The 23,801-nt window shown below is 65.2% G+C and carries 23 protein-coding genes and 2 pseudogenes; 13 read left to right on the forward strand and 12 right to left on the reverse strand.

Annotated elements, in window-relative coordinates; genetic code table 11:
* Nucleotides 1-110: 110 nt before the first annotated feature.
* Together C7T91_RS10145 and C7T91_RS10150 are read right to left on the reverse strand one after the other, a co-directional pair.
* Entirely contained in the window at nucleotides 111-470 is a 360-nt protein-coding gene (locus C7T91_RS10145; RefSeq protein ID WP_108259126.1) for a hypothetical protein, read from the reverse strand.
* Nucleotides 471-585: 115 nt separating this feature from the next.
* Complete coding sequence (locus C7T91_RS10150; RefSeq protein ID WP_108259127.1) at nucleotides 586-1,536, reverse strand: DUF3604 domain-containing protein; 951 nt, start codon at nucleotides 1,534-1,536, stop codon at nucleotides 586-588.
* Between the two features lie 14 nt (nucleotides 1,537-1,550).
* Between C7T91_RS10150 and C7T91_RS10155 the strand changes: the two genes are divergently transcribed.
* From C7T91_RS10155 to C7T91_RS31530, 4 genes are all read left to right on the forward strand, one after another.
* Nucleotides 1,551-4,055, forward strand: coding sequence for an AAA family ATPase (locus C7T91_RS10155; RefSeq protein WP_108259128.1), 2,505 nt, complete (start codon nucleotides 1,551-1,553; stop codon nucleotides 4,053-4,055).
* 232 nt (nucleotides 4,056-4,287) lie between these two features.
* Nucleotides 4,288-4,968: a terminase small subunit gene (locus C7T91_RS10160; protein ID WP_108259129.1), complete on the forward strand. Its 681-nt coding sequence runs from the start codon at nucleotides 4,288-4,290 to the stop codon at nucleotides 4,966-4,968.
* Nucleotides 4,965-6,698 carry a phage terminase large subunit family protein gene (locus tag C7T91_RS10165; RefSeq protein ID WP_236638150.1) on the forward strand — a complete coding sequence of 578 codons (1,734 nt, stop codon included), beginning with the start codon at nucleotides 4,965-4,967 and terminating at the stop codon, nucleotides 6,696-6,698. Before C7T91_RS10160 ends, C7T91_RS10165 begins: the two co-directional genes overlap by 4 nt.
* 62 nt (nucleotides 6,699-6,760) lie before the next feature.
* Complete coding sequence (locus C7T91_RS31530; protein ID WP_161555837.1) at nucleotides 6,761-7,609, forward strand: hypothetical protein; 849 nt, start codon at nucleotides 6,761-6,763, stop codon at nucleotides 7,607-7,609.
* Between the two features lie 129 nt (nucleotides 7,610-7,738).
* Here the strand turns inward: C7T91_RS31530 and C7T91_RS31535 are convergent, their stop codons facing one another.
* Nucleotides 7,739-8,050: a hypothetical protein gene (locus C7T91_RS31535; protein WP_145962836.1), complete on the reverse strand. Its 312-nt coding sequence runs from the start codon at nucleotides 8,048-8,050 to the stop codon at nucleotides 7,739-7,741.
* Nucleotides 8,051-8,273: 223 nt separating this feature from the next.
* On the opposite strand from C7T91_RS31535, the gene C7T91_RS10175 reads away from it, so the two are divergent.
* From C7T91_RS10175 to C7T91_RS10205, 7 genes are all read left to right on the forward strand, one after another.
* A complete protein-coding gene (locus tag C7T91_RS10175) occupies nucleotides 8,274-8,807 on the forward strand; it encodes a hypothetical protein (protein ID WP_108259131.1) in 534 nt (177 codons plus the stop codon).
* A gap of 68 nt (nucleotides 8,808-8,875) precedes the next feature.
* Complete coding sequence (locus tag C7T91_RS10180; protein ID WP_161555838.1) at nucleotides 8,876-10,171, forward strand: phage portal protein; 1,296 nt, start codon at nucleotides 8,876-8,878, stop codon at nucleotides 10,169-10,171.
* On the forward strand, nucleotides 10,168-12,003 hold the full coding sequence (locus tag C7T91_RS10185; protein ID WP_108259133.1) for a phage major capsid protein: 1,836 nt from the start codon (nucleotides 10,168-10,170) through the stop codon (nucleotides 12,001-12,003). Before C7T91_RS10180 ends, C7T91_RS10185 begins: the two co-directional genes overlap by 4 nt.
* Nucleotides 12,004-12,005: 2 nt before the next feature.
* Nucleotides 12,006-12,221: a phage head-tail joining protein gene (locus C7T91_RS10190; protein WP_108259134.1), complete on the forward strand. Its 216-nt coding sequence runs from the start codon at nucleotides 12,006-12,008 to the stop codon at nucleotides 12,219-12,221.
* A gap of 3 nt (nucleotides 12,222-12,224) precedes the next feature.
* Nucleotides 12,225-12,548, forward strand: a complete 324-nt coding sequence (locus tag C7T91_RS10195; RefSeq protein ID WP_108259135.1) for a DUF2190 family protein — start codon at nucleotides 12,225-12,227, stop codon at nucleotides 12,546-12,548.
* 5 nt (nucleotides 12,549-12,553) lie between these two features.
* Nucleotides 12,554-12,808 carry a hypothetical protein gene (locus C7T91_RS10200; RefSeq protein WP_108259389.1) on the forward strand — a complete coding sequence of 85 codons (255 nt, stop codon included), beginning with the start codon at nucleotides 12,554-12,556 and terminating at the stop codon, nucleotides 12,806-12,808.
* Nucleotides 12,809-13,870 (forward strand): tyrosine-type recombinase/integrase, encoded by a 1,062-nt coding sequence (locus C7T91_RS10205; RefSeq protein WP_108259136.1) that lies wholly within the window; start codon nucleotides 12,809-12,811, stop codon nucleotides 13,868-13,870. It begins immediately after the preceding gene.
* A 42-nt stretch (nucleotides 13,871-13,912) separates the two neighbouring features.
* On the opposite strand, the gene C7T91_RS10210 is transcribed toward C7T91_RS10205, so the two are convergent.
* From C7T91_RS10210 to C7T91_RS10220, 3 genes are all read right to left on the reverse strand, one after another.
* Nucleotides 13,913-15,025 (reverse strand): DUF3604 domain-containing protein, encoded by a 1,113-nt coding sequence (locus C7T91_RS10210; protein WP_108259137.1) that lies wholly within the window; start codon nucleotides 15,023-15,025, stop codon nucleotides 13,913-13,915.
* A 29-nt stretch (nucleotides 15,026-15,054) separates the two neighbouring features.
* The gene (locus tag C7T91_RS31540; protein WP_145962837.1) at nucleotides 15,055-15,804 is read right to left on the reverse strand and encodes a porin family protein; all 750 of its coding nucleotides are present in this window, start codon (nucleotides 15,802-15,804) and stop codon (nucleotides 15,055-15,057) included.
* A gap of 75 nt (nucleotides 15,805-15,879) precedes the next feature.
* Complete coding sequence (locus C7T91_RS10220; RefSeq protein ID WP_108259138.1) at nucleotides 15,880-16,932, reverse strand: DUF1214 domain-containing protein; 1,053 nt, start codon at nucleotides 16,930-16,932, stop codon at nucleotides 15,880-15,882.
* A 193-nt stretch (nucleotides 16,933-17,125) separates the two neighbouring features.
* Here C7T91_RS10220 and C7T91_RS35335 point away from each other — a divergent pair.
* Nucleotides 17,126-17,500, forward strand: a pseudogene (locus C7T91_RS35335) (ATP-binding cassette domain-containing protein); the annotation flags it as partial.
* 120 nt (nucleotides 17,501-17,620) lie between these two features.
* Here C7T91_RS35335 and cobO read toward each other — a convergent pair.
* The 5 genes from cobO to C7T91_RS10250 all read right to left on the reverse strand — a co-directional run bounded on the left by cobO (nucleotide 17,621) and on the right by C7T91_RS10250 (nucleotide 22,432).
* Nucleotides 17,621-18,226 (reverse strand): cob(I)yrinic acid a,c-diamide adenosyltransferase, encoded by a 606-nt coding sequence (gene cobO, locus C7T91_RS10230; RefSeq protein WP_108259390.1) that lies wholly within the window; start codon nucleotides 18,224-18,226, stop codon nucleotides 17,621-17,623.
* A 73-nt stretch (nucleotides 18,227-18,299) separates the two neighbouring features.
* Nucleotides 18,300-19,016: an LrgB family protein gene (locus C7T91_RS10235; protein ID WP_108259139.1), complete on the reverse strand. Its 717-nt coding sequence runs from the start codon at nucleotides 19,014-19,016 to the stop codon at nucleotides 18,300-18,302.
* Nucleotides 19,013-19,363 carry a CidA/LrgA family protein gene (locus C7T91_RS10240; protein ID WP_108259140.1) on the reverse strand — a complete coding sequence of 117 codons (351 nt, stop codon included), beginning with the start codon at nucleotides 19,361-19,363 and terminating at the stop codon, nucleotides 19,013-19,015. Before C7T91_RS10240 ends, C7T91_RS10235 begins: the two co-directional genes overlap by 4 nt.
* Entirely contained in the window at nucleotides 19,360-19,758 is a 399-nt protein-coding gene (locus C7T91_RS10245; RefSeq protein WP_108259141.1) for a GFA family protein, read from the reverse strand. The genes C7T91_RS10240 and C7T91_RS10245 overlap by 4 nt, the downstream gene beginning before the upstream one ends.
* 754 nt (nucleotides 19,759-20,512) lie before the next feature.
* Nucleotides 20,513-22,432 carry a DUF3604 domain-containing protein gene (locus C7T91_RS10250; protein ID WP_108259142.1) on the reverse strand — a complete coding sequence of 640 codons (1,920 nt, stop codon included), beginning with the start codon at nucleotides 22,430-22,432 and terminating at the stop codon, nucleotides 20,513-20,515.
* A gap of 225 nt (nucleotides 22,433-22,657) precedes the next feature.
* On the opposite strand from C7T91_RS10250, the pseudogene C7T91_RS10255 reads away from it, so the two are divergent.
* A pseudogene (locus C7T91_RS10255) lies at nucleotides 22,658-23,302 on the forward strand (GntR family transcriptional regulator); the annotation flags it as partial.
* 122 nt (nucleotides 23,303-23,424) lie between these two features.
* On the opposite strand, the gene C7T91_RS39340 reads toward C7T91_RS10255, so the two are convergent.
* On the reverse strand, nucleotides 23,425-23,736 hold the full coding sequence (locus C7T91_RS39340) for a DUF5333 family protein (protein WP_407943288.1): 312 nt from the start codon (nucleotides 23,734-23,736) through the stop codon (nucleotides 23,425-23,427).
* Nucleotides 23,737-23,801 lie beyond the last annotated feature (65 nt).

Here is a 23,801-nt window from a genome sequence, read left to right on the forward strand (position 1 = left end):
GCCCCTGCATGGGGCCTTCATGCCGGGCCTCGTCCCGGCCATCGCGAGGACCGGCAGGACGTCCGGCAGGCAGCGGCAGGCAAGCTGGCCCCGTCCAAGCAGGCCTGCCGTCACCGCATCAGGTCGGAAACGATGCCGATGGCCTCCAGCACGACCGCCGTGTCCCGGGCCACCCTGTAGACCTCGCCGTCATAGCGGGCATAGCCCTGCCCCGGCAGCAGCGGCGGAAGCCGCCACTTGTCGTAATCGGTGATCCAGACGAGATCTCCGGGAAGGACATCGCCATGGCGGTAGACCTTCCTGAGCTGGCCCGGCGGCAATCCGGCGGGCTTCTTTGCCAGCCCCGGCGGCGTCCCCGCCGCCGCTCCGGGCGGCAGCTTCAAAGCCTTGTTCGGCTTCTTGTCATCCGCCGCCGCCGGCAGGGCCAGCGCCATGGCCAGGACAAGCATCACGGCATGATCGGTCTTCATGATCGTCCTCCTCCGAAGCTCCGCTGTCCGTTCCCTCCGGCCTTGCAGCCGGACCCGGGACATCCGGAGCGTTTGCCCCTGCCGGGGCGCGCCCGCCCCGGCTCCGCCGCAAGCCTCAGCCGGGCGTGTACCAGACCGGCGAGGTATAGGCGCGCTCCTGCTGCTCGGGCGGCACGTAATCCGGACGCTCGACGCCGAAGAAGGCCGCGTCATGGGTCGTCCAGCGCGGCGTCGGGATCTCCAGCACCCGCACGTAGTAGAAGGCGCGCTGCATCGGATCGAACTCCGGATCCTGCCAGAAGGCCTGCAGGAAGGGCGCGCCGATGCTGTTGGAATAAGTCGCCGCCGCCACGTCCACCGTGCTGCCGGCATCGCCCGCGCAGGCGCCCGCCTCGATCGGCCGGGCGTCCGAGCAGGCGATGTCATGGATGCGCTCATGAAGCCCGCCGGCGGCGTCAAGCCAGCCCTTCACCACCTGCACCCGGTCGAGATTGGCGCCATCCGGGTCCCTCAGCACCTTGACCAGCAGCTGCGGCGGACCGCTCTCCGGTCCTCCGGAGAGGTCGCCGCCCATCGGAACACCGGCCGCATAGCCATGGGCCGCGAAATCCGAGCGGTCGAGATCCCCGGGCGCGAACGCCGTCCCGGCAAACACCCGGACACGGATGCGCGGCCCGGTCGTGGCATAGACCTCCTTGCGCTTCAGCGCATCCCAGATCGCCTCGCGGGTGTTCTCCCGCGCCCAGACGGCGGTCATGCCGGAGGCCAGCCCCATGCCGTGCACCTGGTCGTCCGACGGATCATCCGGCGTCATCCGGCCGGTGATCGCCTCCTCGAAGCGCACCGGGTCGGCGGTCGGCTCCACCATCGGCGCCTTGCCGAAGAAATTGGACTCCTCGGCGGTCGAGAGCCCGGTATGGGAGTCGGTCGAGCCGATCATGCCGAACTTGAACGGAGCAATTTGGAAGTGCGATAACAAGCACTTAGCCTGTAAAGGTCCCCTCCGCTCCCCCTCTGACAACCAAGGCTTTTTTCTGCTATCGGCAACCCTTCTGCGGGGCTCCATTCAAGGAGGCCGCTATGGGCATTCAACATGCAGACGAAGTTTTCGGAGAAATCTGGGGACCCCCTAGAACGAATAGAGCCGTCGCGGTCAGCACCCGCAACGGCTCAAAGTTCGAGTCTTCGTGTGAAAAAGATCTCTATGCATACCAAACCTACCACGGCGAAGACGACGACGCAATCTTCGGCGATCTTCTCTCCGCCCCCTCGGAGCTCGACCGGCAGGTCCCCGTTACCCTCTTCGCGGATGTGAAGGGGGCCAGGCTGCGCCGCGAGCGCATGAGCCTGCGTCAGCTTGAGCAGCACATCTCGGCCACCAGCGCCGAGACGAAATCCGACCTGCCGCTTCTCAAGCTCGCGCGCTTCGGCGACAAGCCCAAGCCGCGCAAGAACGGGCAGCCCGGCAAATGCCTCCGATGGGATGAGAACCTGACCAGCGTGTCAGGCATCGAAGGGGATTACGACGCGGGCGAGGTCAGCATGCAGGACGCCGCCGAGCTTCTGCAGGATGCCGGAATCGCCGCGCTCTTCTATACCTCGACACACCACGACCCGGACGCCCCTCGCTGGCGGGTGATCTGCCCTCTCGACAAAGAGGTAAGCCGCGGCGAGCGGGAAGCCCTCTGCGCCAAGCTCAATGGCGCGCTTGGCGGCATCCTCGGCGAGGAGTCCTTCAAGCCGAGCCAGTCCTATTACTTCGGTCATGCGGCCAAGCGCGATTCCAAGAAAGGCGGTGGAAGGGCTCACCCCTGCGAGACGCTGCTGATCGAAGGCAAGCCGCTTGACCGAGTGTCCGGCCTGCGCCCGATCTACGCCCGCACGAAGCAGAGCGAAGAGGACGTCTTCGGCGACCTGCTCAGCACCCATAGCGAGCGGAAGGGACACGGCAAATCCGGCAAGCCCTTCTCGGTCATCGAGTCCGCGCTCATGGCCATTCCGAACGATGGCCGACCGGACTGGCAGCGATTCTGTGATTACGGCATGGCGCTGCACGAGGAGGCGAACGGCAGCCAAGACGGCTTCCGAGCTTTTGTCCAGTGGAGCCGCCAGAACCCCAACTTCGACATGCGGGAATGCCGCGCGATCTGGAACGGGCTCAAGTCCGGCCAGCCCGGCAACATCGGCGGCGGCACGATCCTGAAGGAAGCTGCATCATGGGGCTGGATCGAAACGCTCGACGATGACGATTTCGAGGACTTCGGCGAAGAAGAGGAGTCCGGGGATGCCGCCCAGTCCGAGAAGCCGAAGAAGGGGCGCTTCACGCTCCGCAAGCTGTCGGACTGCACCAGCGAAGGGAACCGGCAATACCTGATCAAGGGCTTGCTCGCCGCCCGGGACGTCGGCTGCATCGTCGGCGCGCCGGGCGCGGGCAAGTCGCTTCTGGCCCCCTACCTCGCCCATGCTGTCGCCCAAGGCCGGGAAGCCTTCGGCATGCGCACGAAAGCTGGCGGCACATTCTATGTTGCAGCCGAAGATCCGCACGGACTCCGCGGGCGGGCAAACGCCCTGCGCGAAATGTACGGCGACACCGACGCCTTCACCCTGATCGAAGGCGTCTCGGACCTGCTGGCGGACAAGAGCCCGGACTTCGCGGAACTGAAGTCCCTGGTGAAGGAACAGCGCCCTGCGCTCATCGTCATCGACACGCTCGCCATGGCTTTTCCCGGCCTTGAGGAAAACTCCGCCGAGGGCATGGGGCGTGTCGTGGCCGTAGCCCGAGCGCTCACCCGCTGGGGGGCTGCGGTCCTGCTGGTGCACCATGACACGAAGGACGGACAGCAGGGCTTACCGCGCGGCCACTCGCTGCTTAACGGCGCGCTGGATATCGCCCTTCACATCAAGCGGGATGACAAAGGGATCATCCGGGGCAAGCTGACCAAGAACCGGAACGGGCCGTGTGACCGCGAACTGGCCTTCCGCATCGACGTGCAGCACGCCGGTCACGATGAGGACGGCGACCCGATCACCCTGCCTTACTGCCAAGAGCTGACCGAGGAAGAAACTAAAACGGCTTCGCGTGCCGTCCGCCTGTCGCCCGCCGAGAAAGCGGTGATACAGCACTTCCATGAAGTGCGCGGTGATGCGGAGCAAGTCGAAGAGGATGAATTGCGGCGGGCGTGCGTCGACGGTCGCAGCGTCTCTGCTTCGGACAAGCCGGACAATCGCCGCCGGGCTGCTGTCCGGGCTTTGTCCGGGCTGGTGCGGAAGGGAATTCTGCGCTGCGAAGCCGGACAATTCGCTTTGTCCGAGCTGTCCGGAGGCGATGAGTTCGAAAACTACGATGACCTCGAAGAATGCGGCGCGGAATATGTGCCGGACAAGGCGCGGACAATTCGGACAGAAGGTCAAGCATCTGAAAACGAACAACATTTCAAAGCCGGACAATCACGGACAAAGCCGGACAAATCCCGGACTGTCCGCCACGGCAAACCGGAGGATGGCCGGACAGGACAGGACAGGGGGTCTATAGCCCTGTCCGTCCTGTCCGACCGTCCGATGCCCCGAGTTCTGGAAGGACTGTGAGGATGAGCAGGAAGCTAAAACAAGCCAAGCAAGCAGCAACCCAGCAGCACACGGCGCGCAAAGCTAAAACACGGCGCTTCTGTGCATTCCTGCAAATCCCGCGCTTCCAAGCTGCGGGGCATCCGCCAGCAGAACCTAAAACGTTTGGGTCCTTCCACGGGCCGACCGCCGGCGGGGCCTCTGAGCCCCGGGCTTTTCCACTTCCCGATTTTTTCCGGACAGGAGCACTGCGATGACCACTGATTTAGTTTCCGACGAGGTGTTCGGAGATCTGCTCGCAAGCAACGGCACGCCACGCCCGAAATCGCCCTCCAGGCAGGGAAGCGGCAAAAGGGAAAGCCGTCAGCGAGCCAGCAGAGCCACGGAGCGGGCGCAGGAGGTGGGGAAGCGACTCTCTCCGCTACCCGTGCCCCAGAAATCAGAAGCGGCACTCAGCGGGCAAAAATCTGGGGTCTCCGGCTTGCCTGCAGAAATGCACGAAAGAGAGCTTGCAGAGCTGTTCGGCATCAACCTTTCGACCGTCAGATCCAAAGCCGCCGAGGGTGTTTTCGTGCGAACCCGGCCCGCACATTACGACGTGGAAGCCTGCGTCCGGGGCTACGTGTCCAAGCTGCGCGAAGTCGCTTCCCGGGCAGGCAGCGGCGGCGTGCATGGCGACAACCTGAAAGCCGAAAAGCTCCGGCTCACGAAGGCACAGGCGGACAAGGAGGAAGCCCGCGTGGCGCGCGAGCGTGGCGAACTGGTCGAAGCTGCTGCCGTCACGCGCGAATGGTCGAACCTGCTTCGCGATCTGCGCAACGCGCTCCTGGCCGTTCCGTCCCGTGTCGGAGCAGCGCTGCCGCATCTGACCGCAACCGACATTGCCGCGCTCGAGTCCGAGATGCGCCGCGCCCTTGAGGACTTCGCAAAATGAATATCGAAAACATTCGCGCCGAAGCCCTGCGCGCCCTCATGCCGCCGCCCAACGTGCCGCTGGCCGATTGGATCGAAAACACAGTGCACATTCCGGCAAGTGCATCGGCGCTGCCCGGCAGAATGCAGCTCTGGCCGTTCCAACGGGGCTGGTGCGAGGCTATCGAGGATCCAGAAATCGAGCGGATCACCGTGCTCAAAGGCGCGCGCATTGGGTACACGCAATGGCTCTCCGCAACGCTGGCGCATTTCGTGGCGAACCAGCCGGCACCGATCATCGCCTTGCAGCCGACAGCCGACGACGCGCGGGACTTCTCGGTGGAGCTCGAATCCCTCTTCGAAGCGAGCCCGGACCTGCGCGGGCTGCTGTCGGACGATGGCGAGGACGGCAAGCGCTCCACCATGCTTGCCCGGCGCTTCCCAGGCGGTTCCCTCAAATTCCTCGCCGCCAAGTCACCCCGCAACCTGCGGCGCCACACGACCCGCTTCCTGGCTATGGATGAGGTCGACGGATACGAGGTGACCCAAGAGGGCGACCCAATCACCCTCGCCGAGATGCGCACGCTCACCTTCCGCGACCGCAAGATCCTGATGGGCTCGACGCCGGTATTCGACTACGGGCCTATCACCCGGAAATACGAGGAATCGGACAAGCGCGTCTTCGAGGTGCCCTGCCCGAGCTGCGGGGACTTCTCGGAGATCCGCTGGGCCGATATCCGATGGGCCGAGGGCGAGCCGGAATCTGCGCATTGGGTCTGCCCGAATAGCGGCTGCTGCGTCGACGAAAAGCATAAGCCCGCCATGGTGCAGGCAGGCCGCTGGCGCGCAACGGCTCCCGAGGTGAAAGGCCATGCCGGGTTCGCAATCAATTGCCTGGTTTCGCCTCATTTCAACGCCCGCTGGTCCAAGCTGGTCTCGGAATTCCTCAACGCCAAGCGCTCGCCCGAGACATTGCAAGTCTTCACGAACACAATTCTCGGCCAGCCGTGGAAGACGGACGGCGAGGATTTGGACGAACACGAGCTGTACCGCCGCCGCGAGCCCTTCGACCTCGACCGCCTGCCGCCGGAAGTGCTCTGGATCACTGCCGGAGTGGACTGCCAAGATGACCGCCTCGAAACGGTATTGATGGGGCACACGGACTCCGACTGGCTTGTGCTGGATCATCGCGTCTTCTGGGGGCCAATCGACGGGGAAGCCGTCTGGCAGGAGCTGGACTCGGCGCTGCGTGAGACTTGGAAGCACCCCAATGGCGGCACGCTCGGGATCTCGGCCTGTGCGGTGGACTCCGGGGATGGCGGGCACGTCGAGCATGTGCAGGGCTTCACCCGCCCCCGCTTCGGGCAGCGCGTCGTGCCGATCAAGGGCGTGCCGGGCTTCTCTCGCGCTCTGCTGCAGAAGTCGGGCTCAAAAGGGCAGCACCTTTGGCTTGTCGGTGTCGATGCCGCCAAATCCCAGCTCTTCGCACGGGTTGCTCGGAATCAAGGGATACGCTTCTCGGAATCCCTGCAGCCGATCTACTTCGAGCAATTCGCTTCCGAGAAGCGCGTTGTCCGCTACTCGCACGGCAAGCCTGTTGCTCATTCGAAAGGATCAAGGGAAAGCGGGCCGAGACGCTCGACGCTACGATCTACGCTCTGGCAGCGCGGCAACTTATCGGGCAGCGCGACGACATGCGGGCGACAGAGCTGTCTTCAGCGGCGGCACCCCGGAAGGCGTCAACAGTGGTGAAAAGCAAATGGCTATCCCGCTGAATATCCAACGCAAGCAAAATTTTCAGTTGCGCAAAGCGATTGCCCCGTGAAAAATCACAACATGACTGCACTAGGAAACTCGGTAAACGTATGGGAAAAATTCAATGGGATCGCGCCTTCCTCTTCATGGCAGGAGTGGCATTTACAATTCTTTCGTTCATCTTGATCCTAAGAGAAAGTTTTACAGGCTCCACTGCAGCATTCACCTCATCAATTGTTTTGTTTTTCTTTTATCACATTTCAAAGTTTAAAAAATGGAAAGGATTCGGGATTGAGGCCGAGTTTTGGGAAGAGACCAAGAAAGAGGCTGAAGAACTTCTGGAACGCTTGAAAAGCATTGTGTACATCTACACGCGAGAAATTATTACACGCAAAGCCCAGCATGGACGATTTATTTCCAGATTGGACTGGAAAGGCACTTGGGAACTTTATGACACACTAGTAAAAAAGCATGATGATCTGGGGCAGGACATAGACTTCGGTAACCTTAGGGAATATCTGGATAGATTATTTATCCGCGACATGGTTGCCCCCTACGCGACCACTATCAATCAAATTGTCTCCAAAGGAAAAACCGCCGCCGAAAGAAAAATCGATCTTCACCTTAAAAGCAATGAAATTGACGAAACAGAATTCCAGATAAAACAGAAAAAGTTGGAACGAATCTCGCATGCCTTTCCCGAGTATGAAAAACGTGCCGAAAGTGGAAATCTTGCCAACGAAGTGCTCGACTGGGCGCAAACAGCAGAAAAGCTCCTTCATGAGATCTTTGAAGTGGACATAGAAATCCCACAGTCGGCAGTAAAAAAACTTGAGGAGATTTCAGACCTATACAAAAACCGACCATTTGAAATAACGGAAGAACTTATTTTAATGGCTAATGGATAAATTCCATTCGTTAAAAGTAGCCAGCATTTGCCCCCATAACCTGGCGTCTTTCAACTGATATCACACCCGGCGCAAGAACACGACGCTCCGCCGGGGTCTATTGTTCATGATATAATCTTGACTGCCACACTAGAGCGCCCGACCACCCTCCCGCAGGGTAAAGTGCACGTTGTCACCGGCCTTCCGTGCAGCAGCAACGGCCCTGTGGATATGCTCGCTATGAGCTTCGCCAAGATCCGCCACGTCCGGCGTGCTCGCCCAGAAGGGCAAGGGCACGAAGAAAGGCCCATAGCGGAACACGGCAGCACACAGGTATTTTCCGGGCTCATCTTTTTCCCGGCAGCCCAAGCGCTCTTCTGGCGTGCAGCGTCGCACCCAGAAGGCCCGGTTCGGGTGTCGCTCGGCAAACTTCAGGTCGGGATCGGCTTTGGAATCTTTCATGGGGAGGCTCCTTTTTCAAACAAAACCCCGGCCCGCGAAAGGAGGACGCGAGGCCGGGGCTCCCCATTTGCATGGGCGGGGTGTCCTCCCCGTGTTTTCCGCCGGCCGATTCCCCGCCCGGCGAATTCTCTGACTATCGAGCTGTGAGGACATGCCTAGCATGAGGGGCTGGACTCTTCAACTCATTTATGAGATGACGAGTCCACAAGCGATGGAGCGATGCATGAACACCCTCACCGAAATCACCCGGAAATTCGCCGCGCTCGACGGCATCGAAGAAGGCCAGCACGTTCAATACGAGAAGAGCCTTCGCAACCTTTGCCAGCGCAATAACCTGCCGCCGACAGAACAGCGTGGGCGCGTCTTCCACTATGACCAGTCGGCAGCAGTCGCGATCCGGCTTGCCCAGATTGCCAATGAATTCGGTGTCTCGCGCCCCGTGCTGCAGCATCTCGCCTACTGGCTGGCCGAGACCGGCGAACGCCGCACAAAGGTCCCCGGCGGCTGGCTGGGTGTCAGCCACGCGCGGGAAGCCGTGGAGCGCACGAAAGCGGGAGAGGAATTCGCAATCTCCGTCATTTGCGGGCAGGACTGGCGTTTTCGCGTCGAAGCTGACTGGGGGCCGAAGAAGGTCAAGGATCCCGAACTGCAAGCAGCCATCCAAGCGGCAGGCCGGGCGCACGCTCCCGAAATTGCACGCCTGACGCTGCCAGCTTCCGAGATCATCGCATCCGTGCTTTCGGTCATCGGCGAGTAACCGCAATGGGCTGGCTTCCTCGCATCTTCACGCGCACACCAGAGCCCCAGCGCCCGACAGCAGTCCGCATGCTGGAAGGCGCATCGGGAAAGCGCTGGTCGAACACCCCTGCTTTCGGCACGACCGGAGCCGAGGTCCTGGCCGGTGCACCCCAGGTGCGAGCGCGCGCGCGGCATCTCCGTTTCAACGATCCGACTGCCTGCAATGCTGCAGAGATCCTGAAGAGCGCGCTTGTCGGGTACGGCGTCACCGCAGCGAGCAAGGCGGAGGATGACAGCGAGCGGGAAGACCTTGACGCCCGTTTCAGCGATTGGGCCGAGCGGACTGGCTTTGCAGCTCTTCTCGGGGAAGTCGCTGATGCCCTGGTGACGGACGGCGAGTCCCTGCTTGTCATGCGCACGACCGATCAGGGGGGATTGCGCCTTCAGCATGTCCCAGCGGAGCAACTGGACGAGTCGTACACCGTCGAGCTTTCGAACGGCGGATACATCGCGGCCGGCATCGAGTACGACTCCGATGACCAGCCCGTTGCCTATCATTTTAGGCCATCGCGCCCGACCGACACCTATACCGGCTTCCGCGCTCCTGTGCGGGTAGAAGCCGCGGACGTTCTGCACGTCTTCAAGCGGCAGGGTGCTGGCCAGACTCGCGGCCTGTCGTGGTTCGCGCCGGTCATCCTGCCTCTGAACGAGCTTTCGCAACTGCAAGATGCCCTGCAAGTAAACGCCAAAGTGCAAGCGATGCTGTGCGGCTTCCTCGTGGATCAGAACGCGACCGGGCCGAACCCGTTCGACTCTGACGATCCGCTAGACGTAAGCCTTGAACCCGGCGTCATGCGCGTGCTGCCGCAGGGCTACGACGTCAAGTTCAGCAGCCCGCAGCAGATGCAGAGCGGCGTTGACCTCGTGGCCGTGAGCCTCCGGCAGATCGCGTCCGGGCTGCAGATCCCCGAATTCCTGCTGTCCGGAGACATGAGGGGCGTCAACTATTCCAGCGCCAGAACCGCCCTTGTGCAATTCCGGCAGCACGTGGAAGCGGCGCAATGGACGCTGCTCGTTCCCGCGCTCAACCGCATCTGGGCACGCTGGCAGCTTCTCGAAAGCCTGCGCGGCGAAATCAGCGGCGAGCCGAACGGGTGCGAATGGCATTTTCCGAAACCGCAGTGGGTCGACCCTGAGTCCGACGCCAAGGCCACCAAGGAAATGCTGGCCATGGGGCTCATTTCCCGCCGCATGGCAGCCGCGCAACTCGGCTGGGACATTGCCAAGATTGACGAGGAAATCGCCGCTGACCGCGCGCGCGAGCAATCCCTGAATCTCGATTTTCAGCAGCAGCAGCAGCAGCAGCAGAGCAAAAGCCAATGACGAAACGCTTCACCGCCGATCCCGCACGCGCCAGCCGCGTGACTCCCATTTCCACCGGCAAGCCCGATACAACCGCAGGCGAGCTGCTGACCCGCAAGGCGGAACTTGGCAGCGAGACCGAAGAGCGCACTTTCTCCGCCGTAATTGCCACCAGCACCCCGGTGCAACGCCGCGACAAGCGCGGACCCTTCCTAGAAGTGCTCGACCCCGCCGGGCTGCAATTCGCCGAGGACTCCGACGTGCCGCTGCTGACCGATCACAGGGCCAGTGCGCGCGAAACAGTTGGCCGTGCGTTCGGCTTCGCTGCTGATGGTGACCAGGTTACCGCGACCCTCCGCCTTGGCGCTGCCGATGATATCGAGCCGCTGCACCAGCGCGTTCAGGACGGCACCCTGAAACACGTCTCAGCCGGTTACCGGGTCCAGCAGTGGTCCGAGGCCACCGATCCGCAGACCGGCCAAAGAACTAAAACCGCCGTCCGCTGGCAGATCCTTGAGGTCAGCCTAACGCCCGTCCCCGCCGACCATAGAGCAGTCATCAGGAGATCCAACGACATGCCCTTCGATAACCCCGAAACCCGAGACGATTTCGTCGAGACCATCCGCAGCGCTCTCAACCTGCCCGAGAAATGGGCCGAAGAGCTGGCCGAGGACCTCAACGAAGACGGTATCCGCAAGGCAGCACAAGCCGAGCTGCTGAAGCGCCAGGCACCGCGCATCCGCGTCACGCGCTCGCACGATGACCCGCAGCAAATCCACACCCGCGCAGCCGACGCGCTCGCTTTCCGCATGACCGGCGGCGAGCTGCCCGAGGCATCCCGCGAATACGTCGGAATGAGCCTGCTTGACCATGCGAAGGACTCCCTTCAGCGCTCCGGCGTCTCGACCCGTGGCATGGCTGCGGACGATGTGCTGCAGCGTTCTTCCATGGGGACTTCGGACTTCCCGCTGCTGGTTTCCAACGCCATGGGCAAGGTCGCAGCGCAGGCCTACCAATCCGCCGAGTCCCCGCTCAAGGCCTTGGCCCGTCAACGGGTCCTGCCCAATTTCAAAACGAGCACCAGCATCCGCATCGGCGAAATGGGCCAATTGGAGGAAATGACCGAGCACGGCGAATTCAAGCATGTCTCCCGCGCCGAAGTTGGCGAAGAAATGACCCTCAAGACCTTCGGGCGGGCCATCAACGTCAGCCGCAAACTGATCATCGACGACGATCTGGGACTCCTCGGCGACATGACCTCGGCCATGGGCCAAGCCGCCGCCCAAACCGAGGCCGCGCAGCTCGTGAACCTGCTGACCAGCAATCCCGAAATGTCGGACGGCACCCCGGTGTTCGACGCGTCGCGCGGCAGCTCCGTGTTCAATGAATTTTCGGGCAATTACGCCAGCTTCAGCAAGGACACCAGCGACGCCGTGAATCTGGCTTGGGCATGGGTAACCGCTGCACGCTTCAACATGCGGAACGCAAAAGGGGGCGACGGCAGCACCGTGGTGAAGGTGACTCCGAAGTATATCGTTGTCGGGCCGGTGTACGAGACGCACGGCATGCAGCTTCTCAGCGAAATCCAAGCTGCCGTTGTCAGCCAGGTGAACCCGCATACGCATCTCGAACTGATCGTTGATCCGTATCTCGGCGAGGCGACCAACTGGTATCTGATGGCCGATCCAGCGACCATGCCCTGCCTGCAGTACGGCTATCTGGCCAGCGCGCAAGGCGTGCAGATCCAGCGGCAGGAAAGCTGGGACACGCTTGGGCTGAAATACCGGGCTTACCTGGACTTTGGCTGCGGCTGGCTCGATTGGCGCGGTGCCGCGCTCTTCGAGGGGGTCTGATAATGGCCACGCTCGCCGAGCTTCTGGCTGCACGCGAGACTCTGGCTGCCGCACGCTATGACGGCGTGCGGCGGGTCAGGGACCAGAACGGCGAAGAGGTCGAATACCGTTCCGACTCTGAGCTGCGCAGAGCTATTGCCGCCATCGACCGCGAGATTGCCGCTGCCCAGCGTGCACCCCGCTCCGCCTTCCGCTTCTCCACCTCGAAAGGACTCTGAACCATGCGCAATTATATTCAGCCCGGTGACTCGCTCACCATTCCCGCCCCGTCGACGATCACCGCGGGGGCCCCTGTGATCGCAGGCAGCATCGTCGGGATTGCCCATGGCGATGCTGCGGCCGGCGCTTCGGTCGACGTGGCCATGACGGGCGTCTTCGAACTGGCCAAGGTGGCTGCGGATGACGTGACCCTCGGTGCGCCCGTCTACTGGGACGCAGCACAGGAGCTGGCCACGATCACCGACACCGGAAACACGCTGATGGGCGTGGCCGTAGAAGCCTCCGCCACTGCTGCGGCGACTGTCCGCGTCCGCCTGGCCGGGTGATCGAAATGACTGCCGCCGCCTCCACCAACACCAAGCGTGCCCTGCCTCTGCCACCTGCCCGCATGCTTAGCCGCGTGGAGGCGGCAGCCTATGTGGGCGTCTCGCCCTCCTTCTTCGATAGCCTCATTGCAGAAGGAACCATGCCGCAATCGCTGCAACTCCGGCGGCGGCGGCTCTGGGACGTGCGCCAACTCGATGCTGCGATTGACCACCTGCGGCCAGAAGAGTCCGCCGAAGACGACCTGAACGAGTGGGACTGAATGCCTAAACAGATGCGCAAAGCCCCGGCCTATTGCCAAGGCCTGATCGACCGGCACGGCAAAGCCCGTTGGTATTTCCGCCGCCCGGGCTATCCGCGTGCAACTCTCCCCGGGCTGCCGTGGAGCCCTGAATTCATGGCCGCTTACGAAGCCGCGTCGAAAGGCGAGCCGCTGGAAGTCGGCGCATCCAGAACACAGCCCCGCTCGATTTCAGCGGCGATCATGAGCTATTACACGAGCAGCGACTTCACGGCCCTGAGCGACTCCACGAAGAAGACATATCGCGGCATCCTCGAACGTTTCCGCGAAGAGCACGGCGCGAAAGGCGTTGCCAATCTGGAACGCCGTCATGTGCAGAAGCTCGTTTCCGCGCGAGCCGAGACCCCGGCAGCCGCGAACAACCTGCTGCGCATGATCCACCTGATCATGCGGCACAGCATCGAACTTGGCTGGCGCAGAGATGACCCGACAAGAGACGTGAGGAAGATCCGCTACAAGACCGCTGGATTCCTCACTTGGGAAGAAGAGCACATCGTCCAATTCGTCGCCTGTCACAAGCCGGGCACGCGGGCACACCTCGCCCTCTCGCTCCTGCTGCACACCGGGCAGCGGCGCAGCGATGTCGTGCGCATGGGCTTTCAGCACGTCCGCGGCGGGAGCATCTACGTCAAGCAGCAGAAGACCAAGCAGGAACTCTATATCCCGCTGCACCCCGAGCTTGGCGAAATCCTCGACAAGCTCCCGCGCGAAGACCCTGCTTTCCTCGTGACCCGCACTGGCCAGCCTTATACGGGGAAAGGCTTCACGAACTGGTTCCGTAACATGGTGCAGGAAGCGAAGCTGCCCGCCGGTCTCTCGCCGCACGGGTTGCGGAAGGCGACCTGCCGGCGGCTTGCGGAGGCCGGATGCACGGCCCACGAGATCATGGCCATCAGCGGGCATACCTCGCTGGCGGAAGTCACGCGCTATACAGTTGCGGCGAGCCGTGCAAAGCTGGCCGAACGGGCGATTGCATCGCTCCTGGAAAACGAGAAACGAGACCCAACTGTAAAACCTGACTGACGGGTTTTACGCAATGCCCCGCAGTGGGCTGATATTGCAGGATTATAAAGCCATGATGGCGGAGTTGAACGGATTGGCCCCGAGCGCCGCCCCGTAGGCCAGCCCGCGCTTCAGCGCCTCGCGGGCGTATTCCCGCGGCAGCATCGCCGGCGCCTTCGCCTCCAGCCCGAAGCTGCCCCGGTCCCAGGTGCCGTAATCGGCGAAAGGGTCCTCCGGCGACAGCGCCGGATGCGCCTCGCCGTCGCCCTTGATCTGGGTGACCTCGTAGACCGGTTCCCAGCGCATCCGCCGCTCGGCGTAATCCGCGTCGATCGGCACCCGGCCGGTCAGGGTCACGTCGTCGAACATCAGCCCGTTCGAGAGGTTGCCGTTATGCGGGATCGCCAGCACGCGGCCGCCGGTCGCGTCCTCGTAGCCCTGCATCCAGGCCCAGAGGTCTTCCGGGTCCTCGCTCTCATAGGCCGAGAAGGGCAGGACGCGGTCGGCCTCGGCCTTGCCGTCGCGGAAGATGACGTTGCGGTGCAGGTTATTGCCCGACGGCCCCGAGGTCCATTCATAGCCGATCAGCGCGGTGAAGCTGCCGGGCGCATTGTGGCGCTCGGCCGCCTCGGTCATGCGCTGCCACATGGTTGCGGCCAGCGGCGTCTCCTTCAGCGGATCGCCGTTCCGCGCGTCGGTGGCGAAGGCCGCGGCCCAATAGAGATAGGCCTTTGCCATCGCATCGCCGTCGCGCGGCGCGAAGACCTTGGCCAGTCCGGCAGCCCAGTCATTGCCCTCGAGCACGGCGCTGGCCTCGTCGAGCGCGATGTAGAGGCCGAGGTTTTCCGCATGGTCGGCCACCACCAGGAAATCCAGCGGCCGGGCCAGCCGGGCCGGGATTCCGTTCGAGGACATCACCGTCTCGCCCTTGGCGAAGCGGTAGGCGTCGTCGGGCGTGGTGGTGGCCCCGACCAGCCCGGCATCGGCGGAATAGGCGGTGTGAAGATGGGTGTCGCCGAACAGCACCTGGTCGGGATAATCCCGCTGCAGGTAGGGCGAATACTGCACGCCGGGTTCGGGGGCCAGGCCCACCAGTTCCTGGGACGCGGCGGGCGTCCCGGCAAGCAGGGCCGAGGCCGCGCAGGCCCCCGCCGCGATTGTCCTAAAATGTGCCATGGTTCCTCTCCTCCCGCGGCAGCGCGGGCCTAGAACTTGAAGCTCAGGCCGACGATCGGGCCGGACTGGGTGACGTCGAAGACAGTGCCGTCATCGTCGTAGTCGACATCGATCTGGCGCCATCCCACCGACAGGGAGGCGAGATCGTTGAAGGCGTAGTTCACGCCCGCGGTGAACGACCACTGGAAATCCGAACCGACGCCGAAGCCGCCGATATCGGCCGATCCGAAGGCCGACCAGCGCCCCTCGAAGCGGTAGCGCCCGGCAAGGCCGATGATCGGATCGGTCCAGTCGGCATCGGTCGACTTGCGGTGGGTCGTCCCGTCGGCGGCGCGCACCTTGTAGTCGTTGTCGAGGCTCCAGTGGCGGACCCCCCCGAAAACGTCGACGTCATAGCCCGGCCCAACCACGACGGTGCGCCCGAGCGCCAGCGCGATGTTGGCGGTGCGGCTCTCGATCTCGACGCTCTTCACGTTCGGGCCGTTGACGGTTTCCTTCGAGGTCGTCTGCACCGCCGAGCTGTCGAGATAGAAGACCCAGGGCCCGTTCCGCGCGCTTCCGAACAGGAACACGCCGTAATCGAGGTCGTCCCAGATGTCGCCGAAGGACAGGTCAACCGATTGCGCCGGGAACCCCGGCACGGTGCCCAGATCGCCTTCGAGCCCAGACATCCAGGCATAGGGCGTGATGTTGTACTCCCAAGCTCCGGCGGCGGCGGCCGGCAGCAGGACCGCGAGGCCCGCACAGGCGGAGCACAGGCTTCTTCCGAGAACAGTCATCTTGCGTCTCCTTTTGTCTCGCGCGCAGCGGCCGGGATGGCCGCTGCCTGTCTTGCGGGGCGCGCCGGAGCGCGCTCACATCGGCGCCACGCCGGGAAAGGACCAGCTGCCGTCCAGGACCTCCGTGCCGGGACGGTAGAGGCGGACGACATAGTTCCAGCCCTCCATGACCGGCAGGCAGTTCTGCCGCCCGTCATCGCAGCCGCCGAGATGGATGGTCATGCCGCCATCGTCGTTGCGGGTGCCGGAGACCGAGTTGACGTTGTAGGCACCGAGCGCATTCTTCTGGTAGAAGCCGTCGGCGTTGTAGAGGCTGACCGACCAGAAGGCGCCGACCGGCACGTCCGCGGGCACCTCGATCTTGTACGCCCCGACCGGCAGGCCGGGATCGACATTGAGGTAATAGGCCTCGGTCTCGGGCAGCCCGCCCCAGCCGAAGGCGGCGCCGAGGAAATGGCGCAGCGGCGCGACTTCGCCCTCGGGGCCGAAAGTGTCGCGGCTGTCCGGTGCGAAGCGCGACAACTCCAGCGCCGCCTTCAGGACGGCGCGGAAATCGTCCATGTCGTAATTCGGCACGACGAAGGAGGAGGTGGCCCCCGCCTCGAGCGCGATGGCATCCTGCAGCGCATGCGCGGCCGCCATGTCCGCCGGGTCCGAGGCATCGGCCAGCGTCCGGATGATGATCACCACATAGGGCGTGGTGAAGGTCTCCATGTCGAGCGCATAGGTGCCGCCCCCGAGGAAGACCTTGTTCATGTAGTGGTCCTGGTTGACGACCTGCGCCGAGATGTAGCGGTCCCCGGTCTCGGGCAGGACAAGCGTCGCGCCCTTGCTGATGTCGGCCAGCACCATGCTGTAGATCGTGTCGCGGTTCATCCGGATGGTCGGCTGGCGTTCGACCGGCGTGACCTCGCGGATATGCAGAAGCTTGTTCACCCCGCCGGCGAGGCCGTGGTATTTCTCGAATTCGATGTCGGTCGCGGCTCGGACGAAATTGGTGATGTCGACCGGCACCTCGCGGCTTTCGAGCAGCCCCCTCAGGTCGCCGCCACGCTCCTGCGCCGCGGCGGCGCCGACCAGCGTCAAGGCCGCCCCCAGCAGCGATGCGATAATTGCACTGAGTCTCATGCTGTCCCCCTTTCGGCCCCGGCCCTGACCGGCCGCGGCGGATGGAATGCGGGCAAGGCACCCCCCGGCCGACAGCCCCCCTCGGGCCGGGAATACGCGGAAAGGATCCGGACATCGGATACGGGACGCACAGCCGCCATGTCCCGGCGGGCCGGCGGGCCGAACTCGCGGGGGCGCCCCGAAACGGCGCCCGCGCGCCGTCGATCTCTTCGCCCGGCTCGGCCTGCCAGATCCTGCGCGCTTCGGCGAGCGGTTCCCGCACCAGGCCTCGGGCGGGCAGCTGCAGCGGGCGATGACCGCGATGGCGATGTGCGCGCGGCCCCGCCTCATCGTCTTCGACGAGCCGACCACCGCGCTCGACGTCACCACCCAGATCGAGGTCCTCGTGGCGGTGCGCCGCGCGATCCGCGACGAGGGCATGGCCGCGCTCTACATCTCGCACGACCTGGCGCTGGTGGCGCAGATGGCCGACGAGATCATGGTGCTGCGCCATGGCCGCATGGTCGAGCACGGCCCCGTGCGGCAGGTGATCGACGCGCCGCAGAGCCCCTATACGCAGGCGCTGATCGGCGGGCATGCGACCGTGGCGGAGACACCCGGCAGGCCGGTCCCGCTCAGCGGCGGCGGGGCCGGAGAACGGGACGCGCGGCAGCAGGCCGGAGCGCCTCCCGAACCGCAGCGCGGGTGGTCAGAACTCGACCCCGGCCTGGGCCTTCACGCCGGAGCGGAACGGATGCTTGAGCAGCTCCATCTCGGTGACCAGATCCGCCGCCTCGATCAGCGCGTCCTTGGCGTTGCGCCCGGTCAGCACGACATGGACCATCTCCGGCTTGTTGGCCGCCAGCCAGGCCACGACCTCCTCGACATCGAGATAGTCGTAGCGCAGCGCGATGTTGATCTCGTCGAGCAGCACCATGCGCATGCCCGGGCGCAGGATCAGCTCCTTCGCCTTCTCCCAGGCGGCCTGGGCCATCTCCATGTCGCGGGTGCGGTCCTGGGTCTCCCAGGTGAAGCCCTCGCCCATGGTGTGGAATTCGCAGGCCTCGGCGAAATGCGTGGTGATCAGCGAGCGCTCGCCGGTCTCCATGCCGCCCTTGATGAACTGCACCACGGCGCAGGGCATGCCATGGGCGATGCAGCGGAAGATCATCCCGAAGGCCGCCGAGGACTTGCCCTTGCCCTTGCCGGTATGGACGATCACCAGGCCCTTCTCTTCGGTCTTGGTGGCCATGATCTTGTCGCGGCTGGCCTTCTTCTTGGCCATCTTCTCGGCGTGGCGGTCGGGATCGGTGATGGTCACGGGCGGGCTCCTTCCTCGGCTCGGTCCCCGAGATAAGCCCGCCCGGCCCCTGCGCGCAACCCCGGGCTCAGAACAGCCAATGCGCCACGGCGGGCGCCAGCAGCGCGGTCAGCAGCGCATTGAGCCCCATGCCGATCCCGGCGAAGGCGCCGGCGGTGTCATTGACTTGGAAGGCCCGCGCCGTGCCGATGCCATGCGCCGCCACCCCGGTGGCGAAGCCGCGCGCCCGCCAGTCGGTAACGCCCAGCGCGTTGTAGAGCGGCGTGACCACCACCGCGCCGATGATGCCGGTCAGGATCACCATGGCCGCCGTCAGCGCCGGGATGCCGCCGATCGTCTCGGCCACGCCCAGCGCCACCGGAGAGGTCGCGGATTTCGGCAGCAGCGAGACCAGCACCTCGCCGCGCACGCCGCAGAGCCAGCCGATGCCGACCGCCGAAAGCATGGCGACGAGCGAGCCGACGATCAGCGCGGCGGTCATGGGAAGCAGCGCCGAGCGGACATGGCGGAGATTGGCGAAAAGCGGCACGGCCAGCGCGACGGTGGCCGGTCCCAGCAGGAAATGGACGAATTGCGCGCCCTGGAAATAGGTTTCGTAATCCGTGCCGGTGCCGACCAGAGCGACCGAAATCAGCACCACTGCAACCAGAACAGGGTTCACCCAGGGGCTGCGCCGCGCCTTCAGGAACAGGAAATCGCCGATCCCGTAGGCGATCAGCGTCACGGTCAGCCACAGCAGCGGTCCCTGCTGGAGATAGATCCAGAGCCGGGCGAAATCGCTCATGTCCGCTCCCCCGTCAGCCGCGCCACGAGGCGGAAGGTGACCACCCCGGCGGCCAGCGCCAGCAGAGTGGAGCCGAGCAGCGCCGCCAGCAGGCCGGGCCCGTATTGCGCCACCTTGTCGAGCTGCGAGACGATGCCCACGCCCGCAGGCACGAAGAGCAGCGACAGGTTGCCGAGGATGACCTGAGCGGTGGGGGCCACCTTCTCCGGCAGCGGCCGGAAGAGCGCCATGAGGACCAGCAGCAGCACCATGCCGATCACCGGTCCCGGCACCGGCAGGCCCAGCGCCCGGGAGGCGACCTCGCCCGACAGCTGGCAGCCCAGCAGGATCGCCAGCGGCCAGATCATTCCCCGTCCCTCCGGTAGACCGGCAGCTGCGGCGCGTCGAAGGCCCAGGAGAGGTGCTCCTCGGCGTGGAAATTCATCTCGGGGAGCACCGCCTCGGGGTCGTCGAGAAGCGCGGCGTAGAAATGCATCTCGCCGAGGCTGTCGACCTCGTTGGCATAGGCGGCAGGCGCGCCGCAGGTCGCGCAGAACCAGCGGGTGCGACCGGGGCCGCTTTCATAGCGGACGGGCGGCGTTCCGGTCCAGCGCCACTGGCCGTGCTCCACCCCGATGAAGGTGGTGAAGGGCGAGGCGGTCTGGCGGCGGCAGCTTTCGCAATGGCAGTGGCCGACGAAGAGAAAGGGCGAATCGATCTCGAAGCGCGTCCGGGCGCACAGGCAATGTCCGGTCAGGGTCATGGGCGGAACCTCCTGCCTCCGATGGGCACGCGCCGGACGCGGAAGTCAAGCGCGCCGGGGCCTCTCCCCTGCCGGCGGGACCCGGCTATGCGCCTTGCGGGAGACGGGAGACGGGAGACGGGAGACGGGAGAGGGCCGGACGGGGGGGCGCCCGGCCGCGCTGCGGTCGCCCGGCGCGGGCATGTCCGGCACGTCCGGAGCTTGATCCCGAACGGACAGCTCCCCGGGAACGCCGCCATCCCGGCCGGGCCCCGGCGCCCGCGGGCCTGCGGCCCGATTGCGCACCATATTGGCGCGGCAGCGATTCGCTTGCCGGCGTCCAGGACTCTTCGGGACCAACCTCGAACGCTCCGGTGCACCCCGCATCCTGCACGGCCGGACACGGCATCAAGCTTTCGGCCAAGCGGCCCGCATGGATGGCTGCCGGGAGGGACCGTCCCTCGGGGCCTTGCCGGATCGGCAGGCAACAGGCGCAGAGCGGCCATCCTTGCGGGACCGGAGCCGGAGGGTCCGCAACCAGGCCGGGACCAGGCACCCCGACGGATACGCCGCCAAGCGTGCATCACGGCACGCGCATGGAACCGGCGGACCGCCACGGCACCGGCGACCGCGGCCGAGGCCTCCCGGCCGGACCTGCGGAGCACGCGCGCGCTCACATGGTCCGGCGCGCGGCAGCTGACCTTGTCACGCCCCCGGCGGCATCGCGGGCGTCATGGCAGAGCGTCCGGCAAACGGTCCGCAGCCGGACAGGACCTCACTGCGGAGCGTACCAGATCGGCGAGGCATAGGCGCGCTCGGTCACGGTCATCGGCACCTCTGGCGCGAAATCGGCCTCTTCGAAATAGGCCGCGTCATAGGCGGTCCAGCGCGGCGTCGGGATCTCGATCGCTCGCGCATAATAGAAAGCCTTCTGCGACGGATCGAACTCCGGATCGGTCCAGACCGCGATCAGCTCGGGCGCGCCGATCGTGTTGGAAAAGGTGGCGCGGCCGGCATCGACCGTGCTGCCGACCGGCGGCAGCTTGCCGTCCGGGCCGATCTCCCGCCCGCCCGACCACGCCACGTCGAAGATCTTCTCCTGCATCGCGCCCTGGCCGTCGAGCCAGCCCTTGACGATCTGGATGCGGTCGAGATTGCCCGAATAGGCGTCCTTCAGCGCGGCGACGAGGAAGCTCGGCGCGGCGGCGCCGTCGGGCGCGGGCATCAGGTCGCCGCCCATCGGCACGCCCTTGGCATAGCCGATCGTGGCCGGGGTCCGCCCCGCCGCATCCTCCGGCACGAAATCCCAGCCGCCGAAGAAGCGCAGCGTGATGCGCGTGCCGGTGGTGCCGTAGACCTCCTTGCGCTTCATCGCGTCCCAGATCGAGGCGCGGGTGTTCTCCTGCGCCCAGACCGCGGTCAGGCCGGAGGCGCCGAGCTTCCAGTCCTTGACGGTGCGGCCCTCGAAATCGAAGGCATTGCCGGTCGAGCGCTCCGGTCCCGGCTCGGAGGGCGGAAACTTGCCCCAGAAATTGTTCTCTTCGGTCGAGGAGATCCCGGTATGGGCGTCGGTCGAGCCGACGAAGCCGAACTTGAACGGGTTGGTGCCCAGATCCGCCTCCAGCGACAGGCCGCGCTTCAGCGCCTCGCGGGCATATTCGTAGTCGAGCATTCCCGGTTCCTTCGGCACCACGTTGAGGTTGCCGGCATCCCAGATCTCGAAATCGGCGAATTCATCGGCCGGGGCCAGCGAAGGGTGCTGCTCCGAGGTGCCCTTGCCCTGGGTGATCTCGTAGAGCGGTTCCCAGCGGGCGCGGGCGGCGGCCCATTCGGAATCGATCGGCTGGCCGTCCGGGGTCTCGGTCGCGAACATCAGCCCGTTCGACAGGTTGCCGTTATGCGGGATCGCCAGCACCTTGCCGCCGGTCTGCGCCTCGTAGGCCTCCATCCAGTCCCAGAGCTCGTAGGGCAGCTCGGTGTCGAAGGTGGTCAGCGGCCGCACCCGGTCGGCCGCGGCCTTGCCGTCCCGGTAGATCACGTTGCGGTGCAGGTTGTTGCCGCCGCCGTAATTCGACGACCATTCATAGCCGATGATCGCCGAGAAGATGCCCGGCTGGTTATGGCCCTCGACGATCTCGGTCATCTTCTTCCAGATGTCGAACTGAACGCCGTTGTCGGTCACCGCCGCGGGCAGCGTGCCCTCGCCCTGCATGGTGATCATCTCGATCATCGTGGCGCTGGCCGCGGCGCCGCCGGCATTCATCCCGTCATGCCAGCGCTTCAGCACCGGATCGGCCATCAGCGACGGATCGCCCGCCAGCACGCTGGCCATCACCCCCATCGCGTCGGAATGGTCGGTGACCACCATCCAGTCATAGGGGCGCGACAGCTTCACCTGCTGGCCCGTGGAGGAAGTGATCTCGGCGCCCTTGGCATAGCGCAGCGCCTCGTCCGGGCCGACCCGCGTGCCGCTGGCGATCGCATCGGCCGACCAGGAGGTGTGCAGGTGCTGCTCGCCCCAGAGCGGCACCGCCGGAAAGCTGCGCCCGGCATAGGGCGAATAGCCGGGCTGCGCGAAGAAGCGCTCCACCCGGGCGGCATCTATCGTGCCGGCATCGGTGGTCACCGACTGCGCGGCCAGCGGACCGGCAAGAACGGTGGTGGCAAGGGCAAGGACGGTCAGGCGCGGCTGCATCGGCAAACTCCGGATCGGAAAACGGCTTGGCGGGCAAGAACGGACACTGGCAATACGGCGCTGCCGCGCAGGCGGCAGGCAGATACCCTATTGCTAGCACGTCCCGCCGGAATTGCAGCAGGAAATCCGCGGCTTCCCGAGGATCTGCGGACCGGCGCCGGCGCTTTTGCGGATTGTCATTGCCGCAGCGTCCGGGCAGAATGGCATCCCAAAATCAAGAAGGCGATGGCCAAGCACGTGACCCCCTCCGACACGCCCGACACCGGCCTTCCCGCCGCCGCCCCGCTCACGGCGATTGCCGAATGGGTGGCCGACGTGCTGCGCGACCGCATCGTCAAGGGCGAGGTGCCGCCGGGCGGGCGGCTGGTCGAGCGCAAGATCTCGGCCGAGCTGAACCTGTCGCGCACGCCGGTGCGCGAGGCGCTGAAGCTCCTGCACAATGACGGGCTGATCGAGATTTCCCGCAACAAGGGCGCGGTGGTGCGGCGCTACGAAGCTGCCGAGGCGCTGGATCTCTTCGAGGTGATCGCCGCGCTCGAAGGGCTGGCAGCCGGACGGCTGGCGCGGACGCTGACCGACGGGGGACTGGCACGGATCGAGGCGCTGCATGCGCGGATGATGGCCTGCCACGCGGCCGGAGACCATACCGGCTATTTCGACGCGAATTCCGAGATCCACGACCTGATCGTCGCCGAGGCCGGCAATCCGGTGATCCAGGGCACCCACCGGCGGCTGATCGCGCGGGCGCGGCGCGGGCGCTACCTTGCGATCATGGACCCGGCGCGGCTGGCGCAGGCAGTGGCGGAGCACGGCCTGCTGATGGAGGCGCTGCGCGCCCGCGATGCAGAAGCCGCCGAAGCCATCTGGCGGCAGCATCTGGCCCATACCGGCGAGAGCGTCGCCCGCCGGGGTCTGCGGGACGCCTGCCGCGCAACCTGCCAGGACGGCGGCGGCGCAGAGCGCGGTCGTCACGGAGGCGGCGCGCAGCGCGGTCACGACAGGACCCTCCCGAGGATGCTGCCGGAGGACTTCTCCTCCTCGCCGAAGCTGCAGGCGGCCTCCGGATCGGGATCGGCGGGATCGACCCCGCCCTCTTCCAGGCGCTGCGCGACCGCCGGGCCGAGTTCCTCGCGCTCGAAGGTTTCGGTCCGCGCCTCGATCTCCTCCGGATCGGCGCCCTGGGCGACGAGGTTGCGGTAGGCGTTCGAGATGTAGCCCCGCGCCTTGGCGGTATCGAAGCCCATGCTCGGGCAATTGTCGCCGACGAATTGCGCGGTGGCGACATCGACCAGCACGCGCTGCATCACCGGGACGACAACCGGGGCGGCCACGGTGCAGGACGCGATGCCGAAGGCCAGCGCCGCGGGCG

The organism is Mangrovicoccus ximenensis (assembly GCF_003056725.1).
In the GTDB taxonomy this organism is placed as follows: domain Bacteria; phylum Pseudomonadota; class Alphaproteobacteria; order Rhodobacterales; family Rhodobacteraceae; genus Mangrovicoccus; species Mangrovicoccus ximenensis.